The sequence below is a fragment of the Brachybacterium sp. 107 genome (assembly GCF_052379725.1).
Classification (GTDB): domain Bacteria; phylum Actinomycetota; class Actinomycetes; order Actinomycetales; family Dermabacteraceae; genus Brachybacterium.
This window is the reverse complement of sequence record NZ_JBQSYW010000006.1, coordinates 140,760-162,006: the sequence shown is the minus strand read 5'-3', so window position 1 is coordinate 162,006 and position 21,247 is coordinate 140,760. Positions and strand designations below refer to the sequence as shown.

The 21,247-nt window shown below is 68.9% G+C and carries 21 protein-coding genes and 1 other RNA gene; 6 read left to right on the top strand and 16 right to left on the bottom strand.

Annotated elements, in window-relative coordinates:
• Window positions 1-28: 28 nt before the first annotated feature.
• Window positions 29-643 carry a M23 family metallopeptidase gene (locus tag ACT3UL_RS09150; RefSeq protein ID WP_444577939.1) on the bottom strand — a complete coding sequence of 205 codons (615 nt, stop codon included), beginning with the start codon at window positions 641-643 and terminating at the stop codon, window positions 29-31.
• Between the two features lie 282 nt (window positions 644-925).
• On the opposite strand from ACT3UL_RS09150, the gene tdh reads away from it, so the two are divergent.
• The 3 genes from tdh to ACT3UL_RS09135 all read left to right on the top strand — a co-directional run bounded on the left by tdh (window position 926) and on the right by ACT3UL_RS09135 (window position 4,041).
• Window positions 926-1,990 carry an L-threonine 3-dehydrogenase gene (gene tdh, locus ACT3UL_RS09145; protein WP_444577990.1) on the top strand — a complete coding sequence of 355 codons (1,065 nt, stop codon included), beginning with the start codon at window positions 926-928 and terminating at the stop codon, window positions 1,988-1,990.
• Window positions 1,991-2,079: 89 nt separating this feature from the next.
• Window positions 2,080-3,294 carry a glycine C-acetyltransferase gene (locus ACT3UL_RS09140; RefSeq protein WP_444577938.1) on the top strand — a complete coding sequence of 405 codons (1,215 nt, stop codon included), beginning with the start codon at window positions 2,080-2,082 and terminating at the stop codon, window positions 3,292-3,294.
• A 150-nt stretch (window positions 3,295-3,444) separates the two neighbouring features.
• Window positions 3,445-4,041: a hypothetical protein gene (locus ACT3UL_RS09135; protein WP_444577937.1), complete on the top strand. Its 597-nt coding sequence runs from the start codon at window positions 3,445-3,447 to the stop codon at window positions 4,039-4,041.
• Between the two features lie 160 nt (window positions 4,042-4,201).
• On the opposite strand, the gene ACT3UL_RS09130 is transcribed toward ACT3UL_RS09135, so the two are convergent.
• A complete protein-coding gene (locus tag ACT3UL_RS09130) occupies window positions 4,202-5,224 on the bottom strand; it encodes a phosphotransferase (RefSeq protein ID WP_444577936.1) in 1,023 nt (340 codons plus the stop codon).
• Between the two features lie 259 nt (window positions 5,225-5,483).
• Between ACT3UL_RS09130 and ACT3UL_RS09125 the strand changes: the two genes are divergently transcribed.
• Window positions 5,484-6,353, top strand: a complete 870-nt coding sequence (locus tag ACT3UL_RS09125; RefSeq protein WP_444577935.1) for a sugar phosphate isomerase/epimerase family protein — start codon at window positions 5,484-5,486, stop codon at window positions 6,351-6,353.
• A gap of 101 nt (window positions 6,354-6,454) precedes the next feature.
• Window positions 6,455-8,482: a glycoside hydrolase family 3 N-terminal domain-containing protein gene (locus ACT3UL_RS09120; protein WP_444577934.1), complete on the top strand. Its 2,028-nt coding sequence runs from the start codon at window positions 6,455-6,457 to the stop codon at window positions 8,480-8,482.
• A 119-nt stretch (window positions 8,483-8,601) separates the two neighbouring features.
• Here the strand turns inward: ACT3UL_RS09120 and ssrA are convergent.
• Window positions 8,602-8,972: a transfer-messenger RNA gene (gene ssrA / locus ACT3UL_RS09115) on the bottom strand.
• Window positions 8,973-9,224: 252 nt separating this feature from the next.
• Between ssrA and ACT3UL_RS09110 the strand changes: the two genes are divergently transcribed.
• Entirely contained in the window at window positions 9,225-9,788 is a 564-nt protein-coding gene (locus ACT3UL_RS09110; RefSeq protein WP_444577933.1) for a hypothetical protein, read from the top strand.
• 67 nt (window positions 9,789-9,855) lie between these two features.
• On the opposite strand, the gene smpB is transcribed toward ACT3UL_RS09110, so the two are convergent.
• The 13 genes from smpB to ACT3UL_RS09045 all read right to left on the bottom strand — a co-directional run bounded on the left by smpB (window position 9,856) and on the right by ACT3UL_RS09045 (window position 21,173).
• Window positions 9,856-10,362 (bottom strand): SsrA-binding protein SmpB, encoded by a 507-nt coding sequence (smpB, locus tag ACT3UL_RS09105; protein ID WP_444577932.1) that lies wholly within the window; start codon window positions 10,360-10,362, stop codon window positions 9,856-9,858.
• A gap of 191 nt (window positions 10,363-10,553) precedes the next feature.
• Entirely contained in the window at window positions 10,554-11,888 is a 1,335-nt protein-coding gene (locus ACT3UL_RS09100; RefSeq protein WP_444577931.1) for a peptidoglycan DD-metalloendopeptidase family protein, read from the bottom strand.
• A gap of 2 nt (window positions 11,889-11,890) precedes the next feature.
• Window positions 11,891-12,808 (bottom strand): permease-like cell division protein FtsX, encoded by a 918-nt coding sequence (gene ftsX, locus ACT3UL_RS09095; RefSeq protein WP_444577930.1) that lies wholly within the window; start codon window positions 12,806-12,808, stop codon window positions 11,891-11,893.
• Complete coding sequence (gene ftsE, locus ACT3UL_RS09090; RefSeq protein WP_444577929.1) at window positions 12,805-13,725, bottom strand: cell division ATP-binding protein FtsE; 921 nt, start codon at window positions 13,723-13,725, stop codon at window positions 12,805-12,807. Before ftsE ends, ftsX begins: the two co-directional genes overlap by 4 nt.
• Before the next feature lie 186 nt (window positions 13,726-13,911).
• Window positions 13,912-15,027: a peptide chain release factor 2 gene (gene prfB / locus ACT3UL_RS09085; RefSeq protein ID WP_444577928.1), complete on the bottom strand. Its 1,116-nt coding sequence runs from the start codon at window positions 15,025-15,027 to the stop codon at window positions 13,912-13,914.
• Between the two features lie 11 nt (window positions 15,028-15,038).
• Window positions 15,039-16,250: a glycerate kinase gene (locus ACT3UL_RS09080; protein ID WP_444577927.1), complete on the bottom strand. Its 1,212-nt coding sequence runs from the start codon at window positions 16,248-16,250 to the stop codon at window positions 15,039-15,041.
• Entirely contained in the window at window positions 16,247-16,654 is a 408-nt protein-coding gene (locus ACT3UL_RS09075) for a pilus assembly protein TadG-related protein (RefSeq protein WP_444577926.1), read from the bottom strand. The genes ACT3UL_RS09080 and ACT3UL_RS09075 overlap by 4 nt, the downstream gene beginning before the upstream one ends.
• A 38-nt stretch (window positions 16,655-16,692) precedes the next feature.
• Window positions 16,693-17,256 (bottom strand): hypothetical protein, encoded by a 564-nt coding sequence (locus ACT3UL_RS09070; protein ID WP_444577925.1) that lies wholly within the window; start codon window positions 17,254-17,256, stop codon window positions 16,693-16,695.
• Entirely contained in the window at window positions 17,253-17,597 is a 345-nt protein-coding gene (locus ACT3UL_RS09065) for a TadE family protein (RefSeq protein WP_444577924.1), read from the bottom strand. The genes ACT3UL_RS09070 and ACT3UL_RS09065 overlap by 4 nt, the downstream gene beginning before the upstream one ends.
• Before the next feature lie 142 nt (window positions 17,598-17,739).
• On the bottom strand, window positions 17,740-18,006 hold the full coding sequence (locus ACT3UL_RS09060; protein WP_444577923.1) for a hypothetical protein: 267 nt from the start codon (window positions 18,004-18,006) through the stop codon (window positions 17,740-17,742).
• 130 nt (window positions 18,007-18,136) lie between these two features.
• On the bottom strand, window positions 18,137-19,081 hold the full coding sequence (locus ACT3UL_RS09055; RefSeq protein WP_444577922.1) for a type II secretion system F family protein: 945 nt from the start codon (window positions 19,079-19,081) through the stop codon (window positions 18,137-18,139).
• Window positions 19,078-19,950: a type II secretion system F family protein gene (locus ACT3UL_RS09050; protein WP_444577921.1), complete on the bottom strand. Its 873-nt coding sequence runs from the start codon at window positions 19,948-19,950 to the stop codon at window positions 19,078-19,080. The genes ACT3UL_RS09055 and ACT3UL_RS09050 overlap by 4 nt, the downstream gene beginning before the upstream one ends.
• Entirely contained in the window at window positions 19,947-21,173 is a 1,227-nt protein-coding gene (locus tag ACT3UL_RS09045; RefSeq protein WP_444577920.1) for a CpaF family protein, read from the bottom strand. The genes ACT3UL_RS09050 and ACT3UL_RS09045 overlap by 4 nt, the downstream gene beginning before the upstream one ends.
• Window positions 21,174-21,247: the final 74 nt, after the last annotated feature.

Below are 21,247 nucleotides of genomic sequence, written 5' to 3'. Positions count from 1 at the left end.
AGGGCGCAACAGGATCGAGGCGGCGCCCTCACCCCGCATCGATCACGGACCCGTTGCGGGGCAGCCCGGAGGGGAGCACGACGGGAATCGGCTCGGCCGAGGACGCATCGGCGCTGGTCATCGCCTGCAGGTGCACGTGCGGCTCCATGCTGTTGCCCGAGTTCCCGCACTCCCCGAGCTCCTGGCCGACCTGGACCCGCTCCCCGCTGCGCACACGGAGCGAGCCGTGGCGCAGGTGGCACAGGGCGACGAACTCCCCGCCCGGGGTGCGGAGGATCACGTGGTTCCCGGCCAGCGCACCCCATCCCCCGGCCGCCCGGCGTCGCTGGGTGAGGGCGTAGCCGAACGAGGGCAGCCCACGATGCGCCGGGTGGTCCGGCGAGCTGCCGTGCACCGCGACGACCATCCCGGCGACGGGCGCGAGCACGGTGCGGCCGAAGCCGGGGAAGCGGTCGGCGGGCTCGGGACGCAGCAGGGCCCGCAGTCCGAACGGCGCCGTGCGACCGTCGGCCCCTACCGGGACCAGATCGATCGCGTGCGCGGTGGCGAAGAGCGTGGTGCCGTGACTGGGCACCCGATCCGCCGGGGAGTTGCGCACGCTCCACAGGCCCGTCCCGGGATAGGCGAGCATCAGTGCTGCCATGGCTGCTCCTGACGGTCGAAGAGAGGTGCCGATCTGCTACGTCGATGAACAGTGCCGATGGGCAGTGCCACGCAGCGGTGCGGCACTCGCGTCGGTGCACGCCACGTCGGCGCCCTCCGGGTCGGTGCTCTCCGTCACGGGACGAGCCCATGCTCGCAGACGACCGGCCCGGGCACGAGGGCGAGCCCACCGCTTCGGCTGATCCGCGCCACCGACCCGTCTACCATCGGGGGCGGGCCTGCCGCCGCGGCCCGACGACCGACTAGGAGTACCGCCGCGATGATGCGTGCACTGCGCAAGACCGAGTCCGGCCCCGGGCTGACGCTGACCGAGGTCCCCGAGCCGGACTGCGGCGCCTGGGACGTGAAGATCAGGGTGCTGCGCGCCGGGATCTGCGGCACCGACCTGCACATCCTGGGCTGGGACGACTCCGCGCAGGCGATGTGCGACACCGTCCCCTTCACCCCCGGCCACGAGTTCTACGGAGAGGTCGTCGAGGTGGGTTCCGAGGTCCCCGACGCCCGCGTGGGCGATCGGGTCTCCGGCGAGGGGCATGTCGTGTGCGGGGTGTGCCGCAACTGCCGCGCCGGCCGCAAGCAGATGTGCATCCGCACCCGCAGCGTCGGCGTGCAGCGCGACGGAGCCTTCGCCGAATACGTCGTGATCCCCCACCTCAACGTGTGGGTGCACGAGCACGACAGCCGCACCGACGTGATCACCCCGGAGCTGGGCGCCCTGTTCGACCCCTTCGGCAACGCCGTCCATACGGCGCTGAAGTTCCCCCTCATCGGGGAGGACGTGCTGATCACCGGCGCCGGACCGATCGGGCTGATGGCCGCCGCAGTGGCCCGGCATGCTGGTGCCCGCTATGTCGCCATCACCGATGTCCACGAGCATCGCCTGGAGATGGCGCGTGCGGGCGGCGTGGATCTCGCGCTGAACGTCGCCACGACCACGATGACCCAGGCGCAGCGCGAGCTCGGCATGAAGGAGGGCTTCGACGTGGGCCTGGAGATCTCCGGCCAGGCCAGCGCCCTGCAGGAGATGATCTCGAACATGAACCACGGCGGCCGGATCGCCCTGCTGGGACTGCCGGCCCGTCACTTCGAGCTGGACTGGACCACGGTCATCACCCACATGCTCACCCTGCAGGGCATCTACGGCCGGGAGATGTACGAGACCTGGAACGCGATGAGCGCCATGATCTCCACCAGCCCGCTGCTGCGCGAACGGGTGCTCGCGACCGTCTCCGATGTCATCCCCGCCTCACAGTGGGAATCGGCCTACGAGATCGCCCGCTCCGGCCGTGGCGGCAAGGTCCTGCTGGACTGGGAGACCATCGGCTGAACGCCGGGGAACCCTGCTCTGCCCGCGCTCTCGCGCACACCCACGTCCCCACCCACCCTCATCCCTCGCACTTCGATGGAAGGACCACCGTGTACACGGACCTCAAGGACCAGCTGACCGCCGAGCTCGCCGAGATCGAGCAGGCCGGCACCTTCAAGCACGAACGGGTCATCTCGACCCCGCAGAGCAACCGCATCACCGCCGGGCCGCTGGGCCGCGACGGCGCGGAGGTGCTGAACTTCTGCGCCAACAACTACCTGGGGCTGGCAGATCATCCGGATCTGCTCGCCGCCGCGAAGAAGGCCCTGGACGAGCGGGGCTTCGGCATGGCGTCGGTGCGGTTCATCTGCGGCACCCAGGATCTGCACCTCGAGCTCGAGAGGGCCGTCTCCGCCTTCCTCGGCACCGAGGACACGATCCTGTTCTCCTCCTGCTTCGACGCCAACGGCGCGGTGTTCGAGCCGCTGTTCGGCGCGCAGGACGCAATCATCTCCGATGCGCTGAACCATGCCTCGCTCATCGACGGGATCCGCCTGTCCAAGGCGGCCCGCTACCGCTATCGCAACGCCGACCTCGAGGACCTGCGCGCGCAGCTGGAGGCGACCACGGCCCAGAACGACGGAGCGGGCGCCCGGCGCACGATCATCGTCACCGACGGCGTGTTCTCCATGGACGGCTATCTCGCTCCCCTCGACGGCATCTGCGATCTCGCCGACGAGTACGGCGCGCTGGTGCTGGTGGACGACTCCCACGCCGTCGGCTTCATGGGTGCCACCGGCGCCGGGACCCCCGAGCACTTCGGAGTCTCCGACCGGGTGGATCTGTACACCGGGACCTTCGGCAAGGCCCTGGGCGGGGCGAGCGGCGGCTATGTCTCCGGGCGCGGCGAGATCGTCGCAATGCTGCGTCAGAAGGGCCGCCCCTATCTGTTCTCCAACTCCCTGGCTCCGTCGATCGTCGCCGCCACCCTGGCCGCGCTCGAGCTGGTCGCCGGCAGCGCGGACCTGCGCGCGACCCTCTTCCGCAACGCGGAGCTGTTCCGGCGCCGGATGAGCGAGGAGGGCTTCGACCTGCTGGACGGCGAGCACGCGATCGTGCCCGTGATGTTCGGCGATGCCGCGCTCGCCGGTCGCATCGCGGACGCCATGCTCGACCACGGCGTGTTCGTCACCGCCTTCTCCTACCCCGTGGTCCCCCAGGGCAAGGCCCGCATCCGGGTACAGCTCTCCGCCGCCCATACGGAGGCCGACATCGAGGCCGCGGTCCAGGCCTTCATCGCCTCCCGGACGGCTGTGCAGGGCTGAGACCCGGCATCACGCCGGACCGTCGATCCACAGGATCGACGAGTCACCGATGCGCTGAATCGCTGGGGAGGAACGGTCGGGCTCCCGCCTGACCTGCACGATGTGCATGCGCCGTCCCTCGGCGAGGAGTGATGGCGGAAGATCCCCGTCATGATCTATCGCCTCGGATTCTGGACAGGGCCGGTGCCGGCCGACGACGAATCGGCCTGCGCCGACCTCCACACGCGGATCTACGCCGCGCAGCACAGGAGACAGACGACCGGGCTCAGGCCGCCCCCGGTGCCCGAGATGCGCCGCTTCGTCGCTGCCGTCCTGGCGGAGCTGCCGGAACTGCCGGAGCTGTCGGAGCAGCCGGAGGGCACCGAGGATCCCGCCGGAGAGCCAGCCTGCCCGTGGAGCGACGGCGACGTCGCCGGTTCTTCCACGGCGGACGTCTTCCTGCCCGTCCTGCGGGGACCGCACCGACGCGCGATCGCGCTGCTCACACAGATCGCCCATGAGCACGGCATGCACGGATTCGACCTGTCAGCCCACCGGATGCTGAGCATCGCGGACGTGTACTGGATCGATGAGGTCCCCTCGACCGATGCGATCCTCGCTGTCGATCCCGCCACGGTCCTCACCGATCTGTCGGCGTCCCGGGAGAGGATCTGCCGCGGTCCGGAGCTCGCCCGCCAGCGCTTGGCGGACGCCCCGGCCGGTCTCCAGGAGATCACTGCCGTATCTGCCCTCGACGCCGCGTCCTGATCACGACGCCGAAGTCCTCTCCCGCAGCTGTCGTTCCTCCAGCAGTCCTCGCTCCCCCAGCGGTCCACAAGCCTCCCAGCGGTCCTCAGGTCCTCAGACCCTCAGACCCTCAGACCCTCAGACCCTCAGACCCTCAACAGTCCACTGGCCCCCGCAGTATTCAGATCCCCAGCATTCGGTGTCCGGTTCGACCCAGCGGATGGTCCGGGCCATAGGCCCCGCACAGGGAGAGCGCCACACGGGTTCCCCACGCGCGTGCGCGACGTGTCATCGCGTCCCAGACCTCGTCGTCCTCGAGTCCGGGCCAGCTCGCTGCGGCTCGGTAGTCGTCGAGCACGTCGGCCCACGGGTCATGCAGGAGCAGAGCGCCCAGGTCGCTCGCGGGGTCACCGGTCGTGGCATCTCCCCAGTCGATCAGTGCGATGCGGCCTGGACCGTCGGGCACGACGACGTTCCCCGGATGCGGGTCGCCATGCAGCAGCCGGTCATGGTGATGCCACACCGGCGCCGAGACCCCCTGCTCCCAGCGGGCGAGTGCGCGCCGACAGCGCTCCGGGTCGAGGCCCGCCCGCCGGAGGTCCTCGGCGAAGGCGTCGGCCCGCCCGGCGAGCGGGACGCCGCGCACGGGGTTGCGATCGATCGAGGGCACCGGGAGGGAGTGGACCTGTCCGAGCATGCGTGCCAGCGCCCGGGCGACGACCGAGCGCCCGTCCTCCGACACCGCGGCAGCGGTCGTCCCGTGGATCCACGGGATCAGCACGGCGTCCGGTCCGGTCGCCAGGGGTACCGGGATCTGCATCGTCAGCTCGGAAGCCTGCGTCGCGAGGACGCGCAGCACGAGCACCTCCCGCGACAGCAGCGCTCGTGCGCTGGCCCGCCGGGCCACGCGTGCCACCAGCAGCTGTCCGTCCAGCTCGCCCACCGGCCACAGCACGTTGTCCCATCCCTCGCCGAGGGACTGGGCTCCGACGTCCCAGGTGCATCTCTCCCACGGGACCCCGGGCTCCGGGACCCAGCGCTCCGAGATCCGATGGACACGGGCGATGTCGACGGGGAGATCGGCGGGAGGAGGCATCGGCCCCGCCACTGCGGCAGTCGGATGCTCCGAGGACGGAGCCGCCCGCTCGATGGCCGACGCATCGGACCCGGCTCGGGCAGCGGACGGTTCATCTGTCCTGGACATCACCCCAGGATACGAGGCTCGCCCGGCACGCACGGCACGGCTGGCTCGGCCAGCTCAGCCGGCTCGCCCGGCTCAGCCGGCTCGGGCGGCATCGGTGTCGGAGGACATCGGGTCCTCGCAGACCAGCCGGTCCGCGAGGGGCAACCTTCGGCAAACTTCCGAGGACTCCCCTGCCGCTGGATACCGTGAGGGACACGCGACGGGCAGGACGCTCCTGCTCACCGGGCGACGCAGCCCGGATCGACCCCAGGAGGTTCGCATGGCACGGATCGGCATCCAGCTCATGATGCTCAAGGACCACGTCGCCGAGGAGGGGATCCTTCCCGTCCTCCAACGGGTCAAGGACACCGGGTTCGACGTCGTCGAGGTCTCCCAGATCCCGATGACCGAGGAGAACGTGGCCGGCATGGTCGCCGCGCGAGAGGACCTCGGCATCGAGTACGCCGCCATCTCCGCGAAGACGTCGGCTCCCGCGGACAGCGAGGAACTCACCCTGGAGAAGGACTTCGATCTGCACGTCGAGCATGCTCGACGGCTGGGAACCGAGCTGCTCCGCATCGGGATGATGCCGATGAGTGCGATGGCCTCCCAGGAATCCTTCGACGCCTTCGCACGCGAGGCCGATGGGTATGCCCGCCGGATGGCGGATGCCGGCCTGCAGCTGAGCTACCACAACCATCACATCGAGTTCGCGAAGCTCGGCGGCGTCACCCTGCTGGACCAGCTGCGGGAGAAGGCCCCGAACCTGCGGTACGAGATCGACTGCCACTGGGTGCAGCGCGGCGGCAAGGACCCCGAGCGCACCCTCGCCGAGTTCGACGGGATCCTGGACCTCGTGCACCTCAAGGACTACCGGATCGCCATGCCCCCTGCGGAGGTTCTCGACGCTGCCGCCGGAGGGGACCGCTCGGCCTTCGGGGACTACTGGGGCGGCGGGATCGTGCAGTTCGCCGAGGTGGGCGAGGGCACCCTGGACTGGAAACGGGTCATCGACCAGGGCATCGCCTCCGGTGCCCGCTACCTGCTCATCGAGCAGGACCAGACCTATGGCCGGGACATCTTCGACTCCCTCGCGATGAGCCGGCAGCATCTGGTCTCCCTCGGGTTCGAGCCGCTCATCACCGGCTGAGCACCGCCCTCGAACCACCAGTCCTCTCCCCCAGCACTCGCACGCCAGCGCCCCCGCATGCCAGCAACACCGCATGCCAGCACCCCCGCACAGGAGCCCCCATGACTCAGCAGGTCCCCCTCTCCACCCGTGTCAAGCAGATCATCGAGGTCGACGGGCTGCGCTTCCGGGACCTCGACGGCGACGGCGAGCTCACCCCGTTCGAGGACTGGCGGCTGGACCCGGCCGAGCGTGCAGCGGATCTCGTCGCGAGGATGTCGCCCGAGGAGAAGATCGGCCTGATGGTCATCAGCTCCCGGCCGATGGGCATCTCCCAGCACAACCCGGAGTTCACGAGCCACGACGGGGTGCTCGATGAGCAGTACCTGCCGATCAAGCTCGATCCGCACACGAGTGCAGGCATCCCCTTCGAGGGCACCACGCAGATGATCGAGTCGCTGAACATGCGGCACTTCATCATGCGCGAGGAGCCCACGGGCTCCCGGATAGCGACCTGGATCAACGCGATGAACGAGGTCGCCGAGGGCACCCGCTGGGGGATCCCGGTGGTGGTCGCCGCGAACTCGAAGAACGAGGCCGGCGGCTTCAAGATGGGCGGCACTCCGCAGGATCAGCCGTTCGCCCAGTGGCCCGGCACGCTCGGACTCGCGGCGACCGGTTCGATCGAGCTCATCGAATCCTTCGCCGAGCATTCCCGCGCCGAGTGGGTCGCCTCGGGCCTGCGCAAGGGCTACATGTACATGGCCGATGTGTTCACCGATCCGCGGTGGTTCCGCGGGCACGGGACCTTCGGCGAGGACCCGGAGTTCGTGGCGAGCGCGATGTCCGCGCTCGTGCGCGGCTTCCAGGGCGAGGCGGGTCCGTCGGCCGACGGCGTGGCCCTGACCACGAAGCACTTCCCCGGCGGCGGCGCCCGCGAGAACGGCACCGACCCCCATTACGTCGAGGGCAGCTTGAACATCTACCCCACGCCAGGGTCGCTCGAGCAGTACCATCTGCCCCCGTTCCAGGCCGCGATCGACGCCGGGACCTCCTCGATCATGCCGTACTACGCGATCCCGTCGGAGGAGAAGTCCTCGACCCCGCAGGGACGGCTCACGGAGTTCGAGCAGGTCGGCTTCGCCTTCAACCGCGAGGTGCTCGACCTCCTGCGCACCATGGGCCACCGCGGCTACATCAACTCCGATTCCGGGGTGCTGTCCAAGATGGCCTGGGGCGTCGAGGAGCTCACCACGGCGCAGCGCGTGGGGCGAGCCGTCATGGCCGGCACGGACATGTTCGCCGACACCAACGACATCGCGTCCGTGCGGGAGGCCTTCGTGAGCGGCCACTTCACCTCGCAGCGGCTCGACGAAGCGGCCCGGATGCTGCTCGAGGAGCTCTTCGCGCTCGGTCTTTTCGAGAACCCGTACGCAGACCCCGAGGAGGCGGACCGTGTGGTCGCGAGCGCCGAGGCGACCGCGGCGGCGGATGCACACCGTCGTTCGGTGGTGCTCGCCAAGAATCACGACGCGACCCTGCCGCTGCGCCCCGCCTCGCTCACAGGGAAGACGGTCTACGTCGAGCTCATGGAGCAGGGGATCACGGTCAAGTCGCTGGATGCGCTGCGCAGCCGTCTCGAACAGGCGCATCCCGAGGTCGATTTCATCACCGACTTCCGCCGCGCTGATGTCGCGATCGTGCTCATGAAGCCGTTCGTGGGTGCCTACTTCGAGTTCGTGGGGATCGCCGATCTCGCGATCGATGACCACTCGCACGTGGACATCGCCAAGGTGCAGCAGATCCGGGAGAGCGTCGACACGATGGTCATCGGGCTGAACGCGATGTATCCGTGGCTGCTCGATGTGATCGAGCCGCTGGCCGACGGCCTGCTCATCGGGTTCGAGTCCGACTACGTGACGATGGTCGACGCGGTGCTCGGCGGCTACTCGCCCAGCGGACGCCTCCCGATCACGTTCCCGATCGACGCCGACGCGATCGCAGTCGACGAGGACGGTCGCTGCGCCTCCCCCAACGATGTGCCGGGCTACGCCAAGGAGCAGCATATGGACGGGCGCCCCTACGTCTATGTGGACGCCGACGGAAGCCGCTACGAACTGGGTCACGGGCTGACGTACGACGCCCGCTGAGCATGCAGCTGTGGGGCCGACTGGGAGATCAGCTGGCCCCACAGCTGGACCCAGACACGGAAAAGGCCCCCTCCCCGGCGCATCAGCGCAGGTGAGGGGGCCTCTTCTAGTGAGTGCAATGGTGGAGCCGGCGGGAATCGAACCCGCGTCCGATAGTGCGGAGCTAGGGCTTCTCCGGGCGCAGTCCGTATTGACGTTTTCTCAGTCCCGACGTTCGCACGGACACGTCGTCGACAGACTCAGTCACTCTGAGGTGTTCATCCTTCCCCGATGACGAGGGTCGGCAGCAGTGGCTTCTTAGATGATGGAACGATCCGGGTCAGAAGCAAGCCCGGGGTTCCAGACTGCTAACGCTGATCAGGCAGCGAGAGCGAAGTCAGTGCGCTTGGATTCGGCACTTATTGGTTTCCAGAGGACATTAACGAGATGACTCTGGGTTCTCGGCCCGCTTCCCCTTGCTGGACAACTACCGTCGAAACCGATCGGCCCCCAGCGTGGGTATGCAGCAGATATCGACGATCCCGAGGGATCATCCTTGCACTCACTCTTCTGTTGTCAAACACCACGAACGACGGGCGAACCCGTGCGTCGTCCCCCGAGTCTACCGCGAGTGCTCGACGAACTGAAGCTAATATCCCTCAGCTCACGGTGAACGGCCAGGCCCGAGCTCACGGTGAACGGCCAGGCCCGAGCCGGGCCAGCTCGCCTCACGGCCCGCGAGGACGGGTGGCATGATGTGGGCATGGTCGGATTCTCCGCTGCAGGTGTGCAGGTCACCGTCGATGATGACACCCTGCGAGAGATCGTCGAGGATCCGGACGCGCTGAGCCGGTGGTGCGCGCAGAACCCGGAGGATCCCCGGAGCGTCGCCTACCTGCGCATGCTGGGCCGGCTCGACGAAGCGGCGATCGCCGCTCGCAGATCTCTGGAACAGGCGGAGCACTCGGCTCTCGTGCGAGCGGTGCGGCGCACCCGGTACGCCCATGTCCTGCAGTGGCAGGGAGCCTTCACCTCCGCTGAGGAACAGTTCGACCTGGCCGCCGAGGAGACCGGGTTCGAGGATCCGACCTCGCCGTCCTCCCTGGCACTGCTGGCCTCCGTGTTCCAGCACCGCGCGAAATGCCGGTTCGACCATGCCCTCGCCGCCCAGGAGGCTGGCTCCGCGGAGGCCGCGTCCTCTCTGTGGGACAGCGCCCTGGAGGATGCCCGGAGGGCTCTGTTCATGCGGGAGAATCTCGGGGAATCCGACGGGAGCCTGCTGGAATCGAGCAGGCAGACCGTCGCCCGGCTCGAACGACGGAGCTGACCGCCCGCGGGCCCGGCAGCATCGACCCGACGTCGGATCGTGTGCCGAGCGCCGAGTGCCGAGTGCCTCAGACCAGTTCGCGCTGACGGATCGCGCGCTGGGTCTCGCGCAGATCCTGCTTCTCCCGCAGGGTCTGGCGCTTGTCCCATTCCTTCTTGCCGCGCGCCAGGCCGATGACGACCTTCGCGTGCGATCCGAGGAAGTAGATCTGCAGCGGCACGATCGTGAAGCCCTTCTCGCGGGACTTGCTCGCGAGCTTCTCGATCTCCGCCTTGTGCATGAGCAGCTTGCGCTTGCGCCGCGCGGCATGGTTCGTCCAGGTGCCCTTCACGTAGGGCGCGATGTGCACGGCGTCCATCCACACCTCACGACCCTCGACGAAGCAGTACCCGTCGATCAGGGACGCACCACGATCACGCAGCGACTTCACCTCGGTGCCGGTGAGCACGATGCCCGCCTCCCAGGTCGCGTCGATGAAGTAGTCGTGATAGGCGCGCTTGTTCGAGGCGATGAGCTTCTTCTCAGGACCATCCTCCGGGGCGGCCTTCTTCGCCGCCGACTTCTTCGCCGCCATGGGGTCCCTCCGCTCCGCAGTGGTTCTGCTGCTCGTGTGCCGGTCGGGCTCGTGCCGCGACCGATGTCCCAGCTTACGCCGTGGCCACCGGGGCGGGCGAGCGAATATGTCCTGCTCGACGCTCACCCGGTTCTGGTCCTGTCCTGTCTCGACGAACCCTGGATCGGCGCGTGGAGATCAGGCGGCGGGGATCAGAGGTAGTTGGCCGGATTGACGGAGTTGCCGTCCTCCTGGATCTCGAAGTGCAGATGGCAGCCGGTCGAGGAGCCCGTGGTCCCCACGTAGCCGACAGGGTCGCCGGCGGAGACCTCAGCGCCCACCGGGGCCGCGTAGCCCTGGAGGTGATGGTAGGAGCTGGTGATGAGCTTCCCGTTCTGGATGCCGTGGCTGAGGATCAGCTTGTTGCCGGCGCCGCTGTTGTAGGTGTGCGCGAGGACGCGACCGGAGTGCGCGGCGCCCACCGGGACTCCGCAGGCCACCGGGAAGTCCACCCCGGCATGCAGCTTGCGGGTGTGGTAGATCGGGTGGTACCGCCAGCCGAAGTTGGAGTTCAAGCGGGCATTGACCGGGTAGACCCATCCCCCGTTCGAGCTCGAGGACCCGCCCCCGCCGCCGTTGGGCGCGGGCGCCGGCGCCGGCTTCTCCTTCTTGGCCTGCTCCGCCTCCTCGCGCTCACGCTCCTGCTGGGCGAGCTCCTGGATCTCCTCGTCGAGGGTCGAGCCGCGGGACTCGAGGTCCTCCTCGTCCTCCTCGTAGGTGGCCTTCTTGGATTCGAGGTCATCCCGCTGAGTCTTCTGGGTGGCATAGAGATCGTCGAGATCCTGCTTCGCGGTCGCCGCGGCATCCTCCGCCGCCACAGTGCGGTCCACGGCGTCCTCGGCATCGGACTTGAGGGCGTCGATCTCCTCCCGGACTGCGGTGAGCCTGTCCGCGGAGTTCTCGGTGACGGCCTGATCGGAGCGCAGGGTATCCAGCCTGCTGCCCTGGGACTCGAGCGTGAGCTGATAGTTCATGGACCGGTCCACGGTGTCCTGCGGGGATCCGCCACCGATGTAGACGCTCGACGGGCTGGGCATCCCGCCGCCCTTATAGGCATCCAGCGCGATCTGCGACAGCTCTTCGTCGCTGCTGTCCACCTCGTCCTGGCCGCTCTCGACCTGGCCGGAGAGCTGCTTCTCCTCGTCCTGCGCAGCGGTGAGGCGCTCACCGATCTGCCGGTTGTTCTCCTGCGCGGCCTCGAGCTCGGCCTGGGCATCCTCGAGGTCCTGCTGGGCCTGCGGGATGAGGAGCTCGGTCTCTGCCAGCGCCATGTACGTGTCCGCGAGATCATCGTTGACCCCGCCGAGGTCGATCCGGAGATCCTCGAGCTGCTGATCGATGTCGGCCCGCTCGGAGACCTTCTGATCCTTGTCCCCGTCGGCCGTCGCCGGCGACAGGGGCCCGGCCACCATCGTGGTCAGCACCAACATCGCCGTGGCGGCGACGGCCAGCGGCCGGCGCAGGACGCTCGGAGACCTCAGAGACATGGTCACACCTTCAGATAACGGTTCAGGGAGACCACCGAGGAGGCGATCGAGAGGAAGGCACCCAGGAGGATCAGCACGGGCGCCGCCCAGAGGAGATCGGCGACTCCGACGGTGATCAGCTGGCCGCCGAGGGTGGGGGCGAGCCATCCCTGCACAATGTAGTGCAACCCCATCCAGAGCATCCCCGAGGCGATCACGCCGCCGATGATCGCGGCGACCGCCCCCTCGAGCAGGAACGGCAGGCGGATGAAGAGGTTCGAGGCACCGACCAGTCGCATGATCGCGATCTCGCGACGACGGCCCGCCACGGACATCCGGATGGTGGTCGCCACCAGGAGCAGGGCGGCGATGAGCATCAGCGCGGCGAGGCCGAGGGCGAACAGCGTGGACTGATTGAGCACGTCGATGAACGGGGCGAAGGTGCTGAGCAGGTCGGAGACCTCGTCGACCCCTTCGCGACCTTGGAAGAACTCGACCACCGCGGCGGATTCATCGGCGTTCTTGAGCGTGATGTGGAAGGAGACAGGCATGTCCTGCGCGGTGAAGTTCGAGACGAACCCCTCGCCGGCGAACTGCTCCTGGTAGATCGCGAGCGCCTCGTCCTGGGTGCGCTCGTCGTACGAGGCGATGTACGGGGAGAGCACGTCGCCCTCGAGCGCCTGCTGCACCGAGTCGATCTGGGCGTCGGTCGCGGCTCCTCCTGCGCACGAGGCCGCCGTCGAGTGCGGGGAGCACAGGAAGATCGTCACCTGTGACTGCTCGACCAGGGTGTCCTTCATGTCCATGATCTGCTTCTGCATCAGCAGACCGGTCCCCACGAACGTGAGGGACACCGCGGTGACGATGACGACCGAGATGACCATCGCGACGTTCCGCCACAGTCCGGTGAGGATCTCTCCGAGGATGTACCGCGCTCTCATCGCAGGTCCTCCTCGTCCTCGTCCTCCGTGAAGGCGTCCTCCTCCTGGGCGAGACGCGCATCCCGCTCGTCGATCAGCTCCTCCTCGAGGACATCCGATGCGGGCTCGTCGTCCCGGGCGGACGAGCCCTGTCCGGACGCGGCGCCGCCTGGGCCCTCGACATCGTCCAGCGGATGCTCCTCGCGGTGGGCCGAATCATCGGGCAGGTTCCCGGAGATGACGCTGAGCGCGTCCTCCGTCTCGTAGCGGCCGTCCTGTTCATCCCGGACCACCTTGCCGCCGACCATCTCGACGACGCGGCGACGCATCCTGTCCACCGCCGACTGATCGTGGGTGGCCATGACCACGGTCGTCCCACGTTCGTTGATCTCGGAGAGCAGCTCGAGGATCCCTTCGGCAGTGGACGGGTCGAGGTTTCCCGTCGGCTCGTCCGCCAGCAGGATCGTGGGCCGGTTGACGTAGGCGCGAGCGATGGCCACACGCTGCTGCTCACCGCCGGAGAGCTCATGAGGGAGTCGCTTGCCCTTGTCCTCGAGACCGACCATCTCGAGCATCTCGGGCACCAGGCGGCGCACCACCTTGCGGGGGGTGCCGATCACCGCCAGGGCGAACTCGATGTTCTGGTAGGCCGTCTTGGACGGCAGCAGACGGAAGTCCTGGAAGACCATGCCGATGTCGCGGCGCAGTGCGGGGACCCGCCAGGACGGGATGCGGGAGAGGTCGCGGCCGGCGACGTACACGGTGCCGCGGGTGGGGGCGGTCTCCTTGAGCACCATGCGCATCATGGTGGACTTACCGGAACCGGAGGCCCCGACGAGGAACACGAACTCCCCGCGGGAGAACTCGATGTCGAGATTCTCCACGGCGGGGTGCTGGCCGCGCATGTACGTCTTGGTGACGTTGTCGAAACGGATCACGGTTGCCTGTTCACATCGGGGAAGTCGTGCGCTCCCAGCGTAGGGGCGACGCCGCACGATTCCCTGGAGGAGCACTCCCCGACCTGGTCAAAACCTGGTCAAGGCCGGGTGCCGATGCTCACGTCGACCGCGCCGTCCAGGCCCTGCTCGCCCGGGCCCTGCTGTCCTCGGGTCCTCGCGCCCAGCTCAGTCCTGCTGCTTGCTCTCCTCCGCGCGCCACCGGATCCCGGCGTCGATGAACTCGTCGATCTCGCCGTCGAACACGGAGGAGGGGTTGCCCTCCTGGTACTCGGTGCGCAGGTCCTTGACCATCTGGTACGGGTTCAGCACGTACGAGCGCATCTGGTCGCCCCAGCTGGCCTTGACGTCACCGGCGAGCTCCTTGCGCTCGGCGGCCTCCTCAGCCTTCTTCAGCAGCAGCAGACGGGACTGCATGACGCGCAGCGCCGCGGCACGGTTCTGGATCTGCGACTTCTCGTCCTGCATCGAGACGACGGTGCCGGTGGGGAGGTGCGTCATGCGCACGGCGGAGTCCGTGGTGTTCACGGACTGGCCACCGGGGCCCGAGGAACGGAACACGTCGACCTTGAGGTCGTTCTCGGGGATCTCGATCGCATCGGTGGACTCGATCAGCGGGATCACCTCGACCGCGGCGAAGGAGGTCTGGCGACGGCCCTGGTTGTCGAAGGGGCTGATGCGCACCAGGCGATGGGTGCCGCCCTCCACCGAGAGGGTGCCGTAGGCGTACGGGGCGGAGACCTCGAAGGTGACGGACTTCAGCCCGGCCTCCTCCGCATAGGAGGTGTCCATGACCTTGGTGGCGTAGCCGTGACGCTCGGCCCAGCGCAGGTACATGCGCAGGAGCATCTCGGAGAAGTCCGCGGCGTCGACGCCGCCTGCTCCGGCGCGGATCGTCACCACGGCGTCGCGCTCGTCGTACTCGCCGGCGAGCAGCGTGCGCACCTCGAGCTCGTCGAGGGTCCTGTGGATGGAGATGAGCTCGCGCTCGGCCTCGGCGAGCGTGTCCGCGTCGTTCTCCTCGGCGGCGAGCTCGACCATCACCTCGAGGTCCTCGATGCGAGAGGAGAGCTCGCTGATCCGCCGACGCTCGGACTGCGCATGCGACAGGGAGGAGGAGACCTTCTGCGCGTTCTCGACGTCGTCCCAGAGGTCCTGGGCCGACGCCTGCGCCTCGAGGTCGACGATCTTGGCGTCAAGCGCCTCGATGTCAGTCACCTGCTCGATGGACGACAGGGTGGAGCGCAACTGGGGGATCTCTACGGAGAAGTCGGTGGAAGACACAAGGCCAGAGTCTACGGCAGGTCCTCTGGACGGGCCGACGGCTCCGGGGCGTCCGGCTCGTTCACGAGCCAGACCCCGAGGTCGCGCCCCACCTCGATCAACCAGGGCACGGTGTTCTCCATGGCGTCCTGCACGCTGCCTGCCCGCGAGGTGAGATCCCAGGCACGGACGATGCCCGCCGCGTGCAGCTCGTCACCGCCGAGGGTGATGGCACCGGCCACCGCTGCGACCGGGAGACCTCGTTCCCGGGCCCGACGGGCGATCTCGGCGGGGCCCTTGCCGTGCAGGGTCTGTTCGTCGAGCTTCCCCTCCCCGGTGATGACCACGTCCGCGCGGTCCAGGAGGGCGTCGACGTCGGCCAGCTCGAAGACGACGTCGGCGCCGGATCGCTGCTCGGCGCCGAGAAGGAAGAGGGCGAAGCCGGTACCTCCGGCTGCCCCTGCTCCCGGGGCGTCGCGGACGGTGACGTCGGGATCCAGGATCTCTGCGGCGGCCGCGAGCACGCCGTTCGCCTGGTCGATCTCTGTCGGGGTGATGCCCTTCTGCGGTCCGTACACCGCAGCGGCGCCGTCCCTGCCCACCAGGGGGTTGGTGACATCGCTGGCCGCGACGAGGGAGACGCCCTCGAGCGCGGCCAGTGCGGGCGAGAGGTCGGCGGAGACGAGGGCGGTGAGACCGTCCAGGCCGGGCGCGATATCTGCGCCGTCCGCGGCGCGCAGGCGGGCTCCGAGCCCCTGCAGGAGTCCGGCTCCGGCATCGGTGGAGGAGCTGCCGCCGAGTCCCACCACGACGGTGATCGCGCCAGTCTCGACGGCGGCCAGTATCAGCTCGCCGAGTCCCCGGGTGGAAGCGGCTCCCGGGGCCAGGGTCCCGTCAGGCAGTGCCCGCAGGCCGACGACCTCCGCGAGCTCGAGGATCGCAGTCCGGCCGGAGAGGGCCCAGCGTGCGGTACGTGGCTCTCCCGTCGGGCCGGTGACCATGCTCGAGCGCAGCTCGGCGCCCGCGGCGAGCGCGGCGTCGACCGTGCCGTCGCCGCCGTCGGCGATGGGGCAGGACAGCAGCTCGACCTGGGGTGCGCTCTCCCTGATGCCGCGGGCGAGGGCGTCGATCACCTCGGCTGCGCTGAGCGTCCCCTTGAACTTGTCCGGAGCGAGCAGGACGGTGGCCAGCGGGGTCCTCGGTGTCGTGGGCGCTCTCGGAGCAGGTGGGACGGTCGGGGTCATCGGGCTCGGGCCTCTCCGTAGACGGTCAGGGGGACCGACAGCCCGGTCCCCCGCGTGAACCACCCTGCCAGGGGTGGGTGGGTGCGCGCAGAGAGGACCACGCGCACGGTGCGGTCCCCATCGACCTCGACGGACTCGACGTGGAGGTTCTCGGTGCGGGTCGTGTCGAGCGGGTATCTGCGCAGGTGGTCCTCGGCCGCGCGGCGGGCGGATCCCTCGTGCAGGGCGTCTCCCCCGGCGGAGTCGTAGAGACGAGCAGGGTCCATGGCCTGCGACGCGGCCAGAGCGGCACTGTCTGCGGCGTGCTGCAGCTCCGTGCGCTCCAGGTGGACGCCCGTGATCGCGGTGCCCACGCCGATCACCATGAGGATCACGACGAGGACACCGGTGGTCAGGACGGTCATGGATCCACGCGGATCCCGAAGCCGAGCAAGGAGGCGCATCAGCCGGCCACTCGATACTGATCGACCTGGACGGCGTGCGCCGCTCCCACGGTGACCGGTCCGTTCTCGCCGAGGATCGGGCCCAGTCCCGGAACCGGAACGAGGATGCGCACTTCAGCGGTGACCATTCCTCCCGGGGTCGAGCAGGGCGTCTCGCTGCAGCTGATCTGGACGACGTCGGTTCCGGCGAGATGGAAGTCCTCGAGGATCATGGACGTGTGCTGCTGCGTCCGCTGCACCGCATCGGCCTGGTCCGGGGCGACGGCATGGATCCGGGCTGCGTCCCGGGCGATCGTGTCCGCAGCGAACACTGCGGCCTGCACGGACCCCAGGGTGAGCACCAGGTAGAGGGAGGGGATCAGCAGCGCTGCGGAGAGCACCACGAATTCCACGAGCGCGTTCCCGTCATCCCGACCCAGCCGCCCCGTCCTGCGCGTCGCCCAGCGGCAGTGGCGCGGCGAGACCGGTGGCCGGGACCGAAGTCGTGCTCGCCGGCGGCCGGTCATCGTGTGCACCGCACGGCGCGCCCGGGCCACCCCGGTCACCCCGGTCACCCCGGTCACCAGGACTCCTCATCCAGTGCGCGACCCTCGACGGTGATGCCTCCGGCGGGTCCGAAGAGGCCCACCAGCGGGAGTGTCGCGCTCACCTCGACCTCGATGGTGCCGTCCGCCCCCTGCGTCGCAGTGGCCTCGGCCTCGAAGGCGTCTCCGAACCGGCTCTCGATCAGCTGCTCGGCGCGGGAGGCTCCGTCCTGAGGCGTCGCCCCGACCAGGGATGCATGATGGGCGCCCTGCACCGCCGCGTCGATCAGTGTGTTGCGGGTATGGAGGATCAGGGCCGCCTGCACCACGGCGAGCGCGATCACGATGATCAGGACCGCGATCATCGGGAACTCCGCCACGGCGGAACCGTCGTCGCGACGCAGTGCTCCGGTGAGGCACCGTGCGCCGTGTGCCCGGCCTCGACGGCTGCCATGACAAGTGCGGGCGGGGGGCTGCGAGGGCGAGGTGCTGATCACGGAGGGGTTCTCGGAGCTCTCGCACTCAGAGGCTTCCGCCGAGGAACGGCGCCATGGCGTTCTCGAAGATCTGGACGATCTGGTCGGAGGCGACGGCCCAGAGCGCGACGACGATCCCGGCAGTCATCAATGTGATGAGCACCCACCCGGGAACATCGCCGCGGTCCGAGCCGAGGCGTGCCAGGAGGCGCGCCAGAGGACTCGGTTCAGGGGTTCCGGCGTGCTCGGCGACCCGGGTGGTGGGCCGCACGCGGCGGGATGAGCGGTGGAGTCGAGTGCGGTGAACGGTCATGTCGTGCTCCTTGTCGGTGGTGCGGTGGATTCATCGGGTCGTGTCGGATCTGGTGAGCGGGCGGTCGGGCGGTCGGGCGGTCGGGCGGATCGTGCGGTCGGCGGATCGTGCGGAACGTCAGGACGGAGGGTCAGACGGAGATCTGGAGGACGGCGAGCCCGGGGAAGATGGCGAAGACGATCACGAGCGGCATGACGAAGAAGACGACCGGCATGAGCATGTAGATCTCGCGTCGGCCTGCGATTTCCATCAGGTCGCGCGTGGATGCCTCTCGAGCGTCCTGCGCCTGCGCACGGAGCACGTCCGCGAGAGGCGTTCCGCGTTCGATCGCGACGGAGACCCCCTCCCCGAAACGGCTCAGGGACTGCAGCGGAGTACGCATGCCCAAGGAAGCCAGCGCCTGAGCGACGCTGGTTCCGGAACGGATGTCCGCGACGGTCGCCGCGAACTCGTCAGGCAGGGCGCCGGTGGAGGTCCGGGCGACGCGCTCCATGGCCGCGATCGGGCTCTCCCCGGCTGCGACGGCGAGGGCGAGCAGATCGGCGACCGTCGGGAATTCCCGGGCCATCCTCGCGGCGCGACGTGTGATCTCGACGCCGAGCAGATAGTCCCTGAGCAGCACGCCCAGGACCACGCCCAGAGCCACGATGAGCAGGCCGAGCACGGGGCTCGCCCCGCGGGTGCTCATCGCGAGGAGGGCGACGACGACGCCGAGGACCAGGCCGAAGACCGCGAAGACGACCTGCTCGATTCGGAAGGAGTCCGTGGAGGAGCGCCGCCCCGCCAGCCGGAGTCGGCGCTCGAGCTGGTCCGCTCCGCCGGTGAGCCGTTCGAGGACTCCCAGGACGCGATGCGCAACAGGGCCCAGCAGGTTCTCCGCGACCACCCGGGCTCGGCTCGTGGCCGCAGAAGGGCTGAACAGCGATGAGGCCCGCGAGCGCCGCAGGTACGGATCGATCCGGGCATCGAGGTCACGCGATCGGAGCCAGGGCAGATGACCGGCGATCAGGGCGAGACCGAGTCCGAGCACGAGGCCCAGGAGGGCACCGGTCAAGGTGGTGCCGGAGGCGGTCATCGCAGGACCCGCTCGTCCTGGGGCAGACGCGCGATCTGCAGCATGACCCGGTATGCGATCAGCGACACCACGGCCCCGATCAGGATCATCGCCATCCCCATCGGCGAGTCGTAGGCCTGCGCGGCCTGGGGGCGGGTCGACATCAGGGCCAGCACCAGCCAGGGTGCGACAAGGGCCAGTCGTGCCGCATTGACCGTCCAGGACTGTCGCGCCTCGAGCTCCGCTCGGGTTCGTGCGTCCTCGCGGAGAAAGGCAGCAAGCGTGCGCAGGAGACCTCCCAGATCGGTCCCTCCCACGTCCCGGGTGATCCGCAGCGCCTCGACGATCCGATCCCCGACAGGATCGGCGAGCCGCACCTTGAGCCGGTCGAGGCTGACGGCGAAGTCACCGCTGGCCTGATAGTCGAGCGAGAACTCGTGGAAGGCGGGGCGAAGGTCCTCAGGACCTTTCCTGCTGAGCTGCACCAGCGCTTCGGGAAGCGAGAGCCCGGCGCGGATCGCTGAATTGATGTGATCGACGGCTTCCGGCCAGACCTCGCGCATCGCGGTCGCGCGTCGCCGGGCCGCTGAGCGCAGGAATACGACCGGAAGGATCATCGACGCGACGCCGATGGCCAGGGAGGGGACGACTGCGCTCGAGACTGCCCAGAGGGCGGCGGAGACCACGAGGCCGAGGCCCGCGCTCAGCGCGGGAACGGCAGCGGGAGGGACAGATGTCAGGCCGACGGTGACCAGGTCGTCCCTCAGACGATCCATGACCCGAGCGATCTTCCCGCGCCGAGGGATCTCGCCCTCCTGCTCCCACGACGACCACCAGATGGACAGGAGACCGAGTCCGGCGATCAGCCCCAGGAACGCCCCGTCGCTCATGCCGCGTCCGCTCGGCCCAGCAGCGCACTCAGGTCATGCCCCGCACGGGCGAACCGCTCCGCATGCGGCGGGTGCCCGTCCCCACGCACGAGACGCTCCCCGCGCAGAACGAACAGCTCCGAGATCTCGATGACCTCGTCCTCCACGCGTCCACCGAGCCCGACGATCTCCCGCACCCGCCGTCGACCGTCGGCCAGCATGTCGAGGTGCACGACGAGGTCGATGGAGCTGGCGACGGTGGGGACGACGAATCGGCTGGAGATGTTCTCCCCGGCGAGCAGCGGCAAGGTGCAGAGCTTGGTGATCGCGTCGCGTGCGGAGTTCGCATGGATCGAGGCCATGCCGGGCAACCCGCTGTTCAGGGCGATCAGCATGTCCAGCGACTCCGCCTCCCGGACCTCCCCGACGATGACGCGGCTGGGCCTCATCCGCAGAGCTTCTTTCACCAGACGACGCATGGAGATCTCGCCGGTTCCCTCGAGATTCGCCTGCCGGGTCTGCATGGCCACCACATCCCGCAGTCCCAGGTCCAGCTCGAAGACCTCCTCGATCGTGACGACACGTTCTCGTGCGCCGATGGACTGGGCGAGGCAGCGCAGGAAGGTGGTCTTCCCGGCACCGGTGGCTCCGCTCACCACGACATTGAGCCCCGAGTCGATCGCCGCATCGAGGAAGTCCGCCGCCTGGATCGTGAGCGACCCGAGGGCGACGAGCCCTCTGAGGTCGTACGCCTTCGCGACGAACTTGCGGATGTTGATCGCCCAATGGGCCCGGGTGACGCTGGGGATCACCACGTGCAGGCGCGAGCCGTCAGGTAGGAGGGAATCCACGAATGGCGTGCTCATGTCCAGCCGACGCCCGGAGCTCACCAGCATCCGTTCGACGATCCCGCGCACCTCGGTGTCCGACAGGATGATCGTGGTCAGCTCGCTGCGACCGTTGCGAGCGCAGAAGACCTGGCTCGGGGAGTTCAGCCAGATCTCCTCGACCGACGGATCATCCAGCATCTCCTGGAGCGGGCCGAAGCCGCCGATGCGGGCGGCGACCTCGGCCACGGTCGAATCGTCGTCGTGCAGGACCGGCACTTCGCCGGAGGAGGAGCGCCGGTCGTAGTCGGCGACGACTTCCCTGATCAGCGGCTCGAGCTGGTCCGCCTGTGCGTCGAGGCCTCGGCGCCGGATCAGCTCCCGTGATTCGGCCTCGATGACGGCGGCGGTGTCCATCCAGTCCCCTCCCGGCCTGACCGACCGGTCCTTTCCGATCGTGGAATACGCTTCACACGCACGTCGGTCACTGT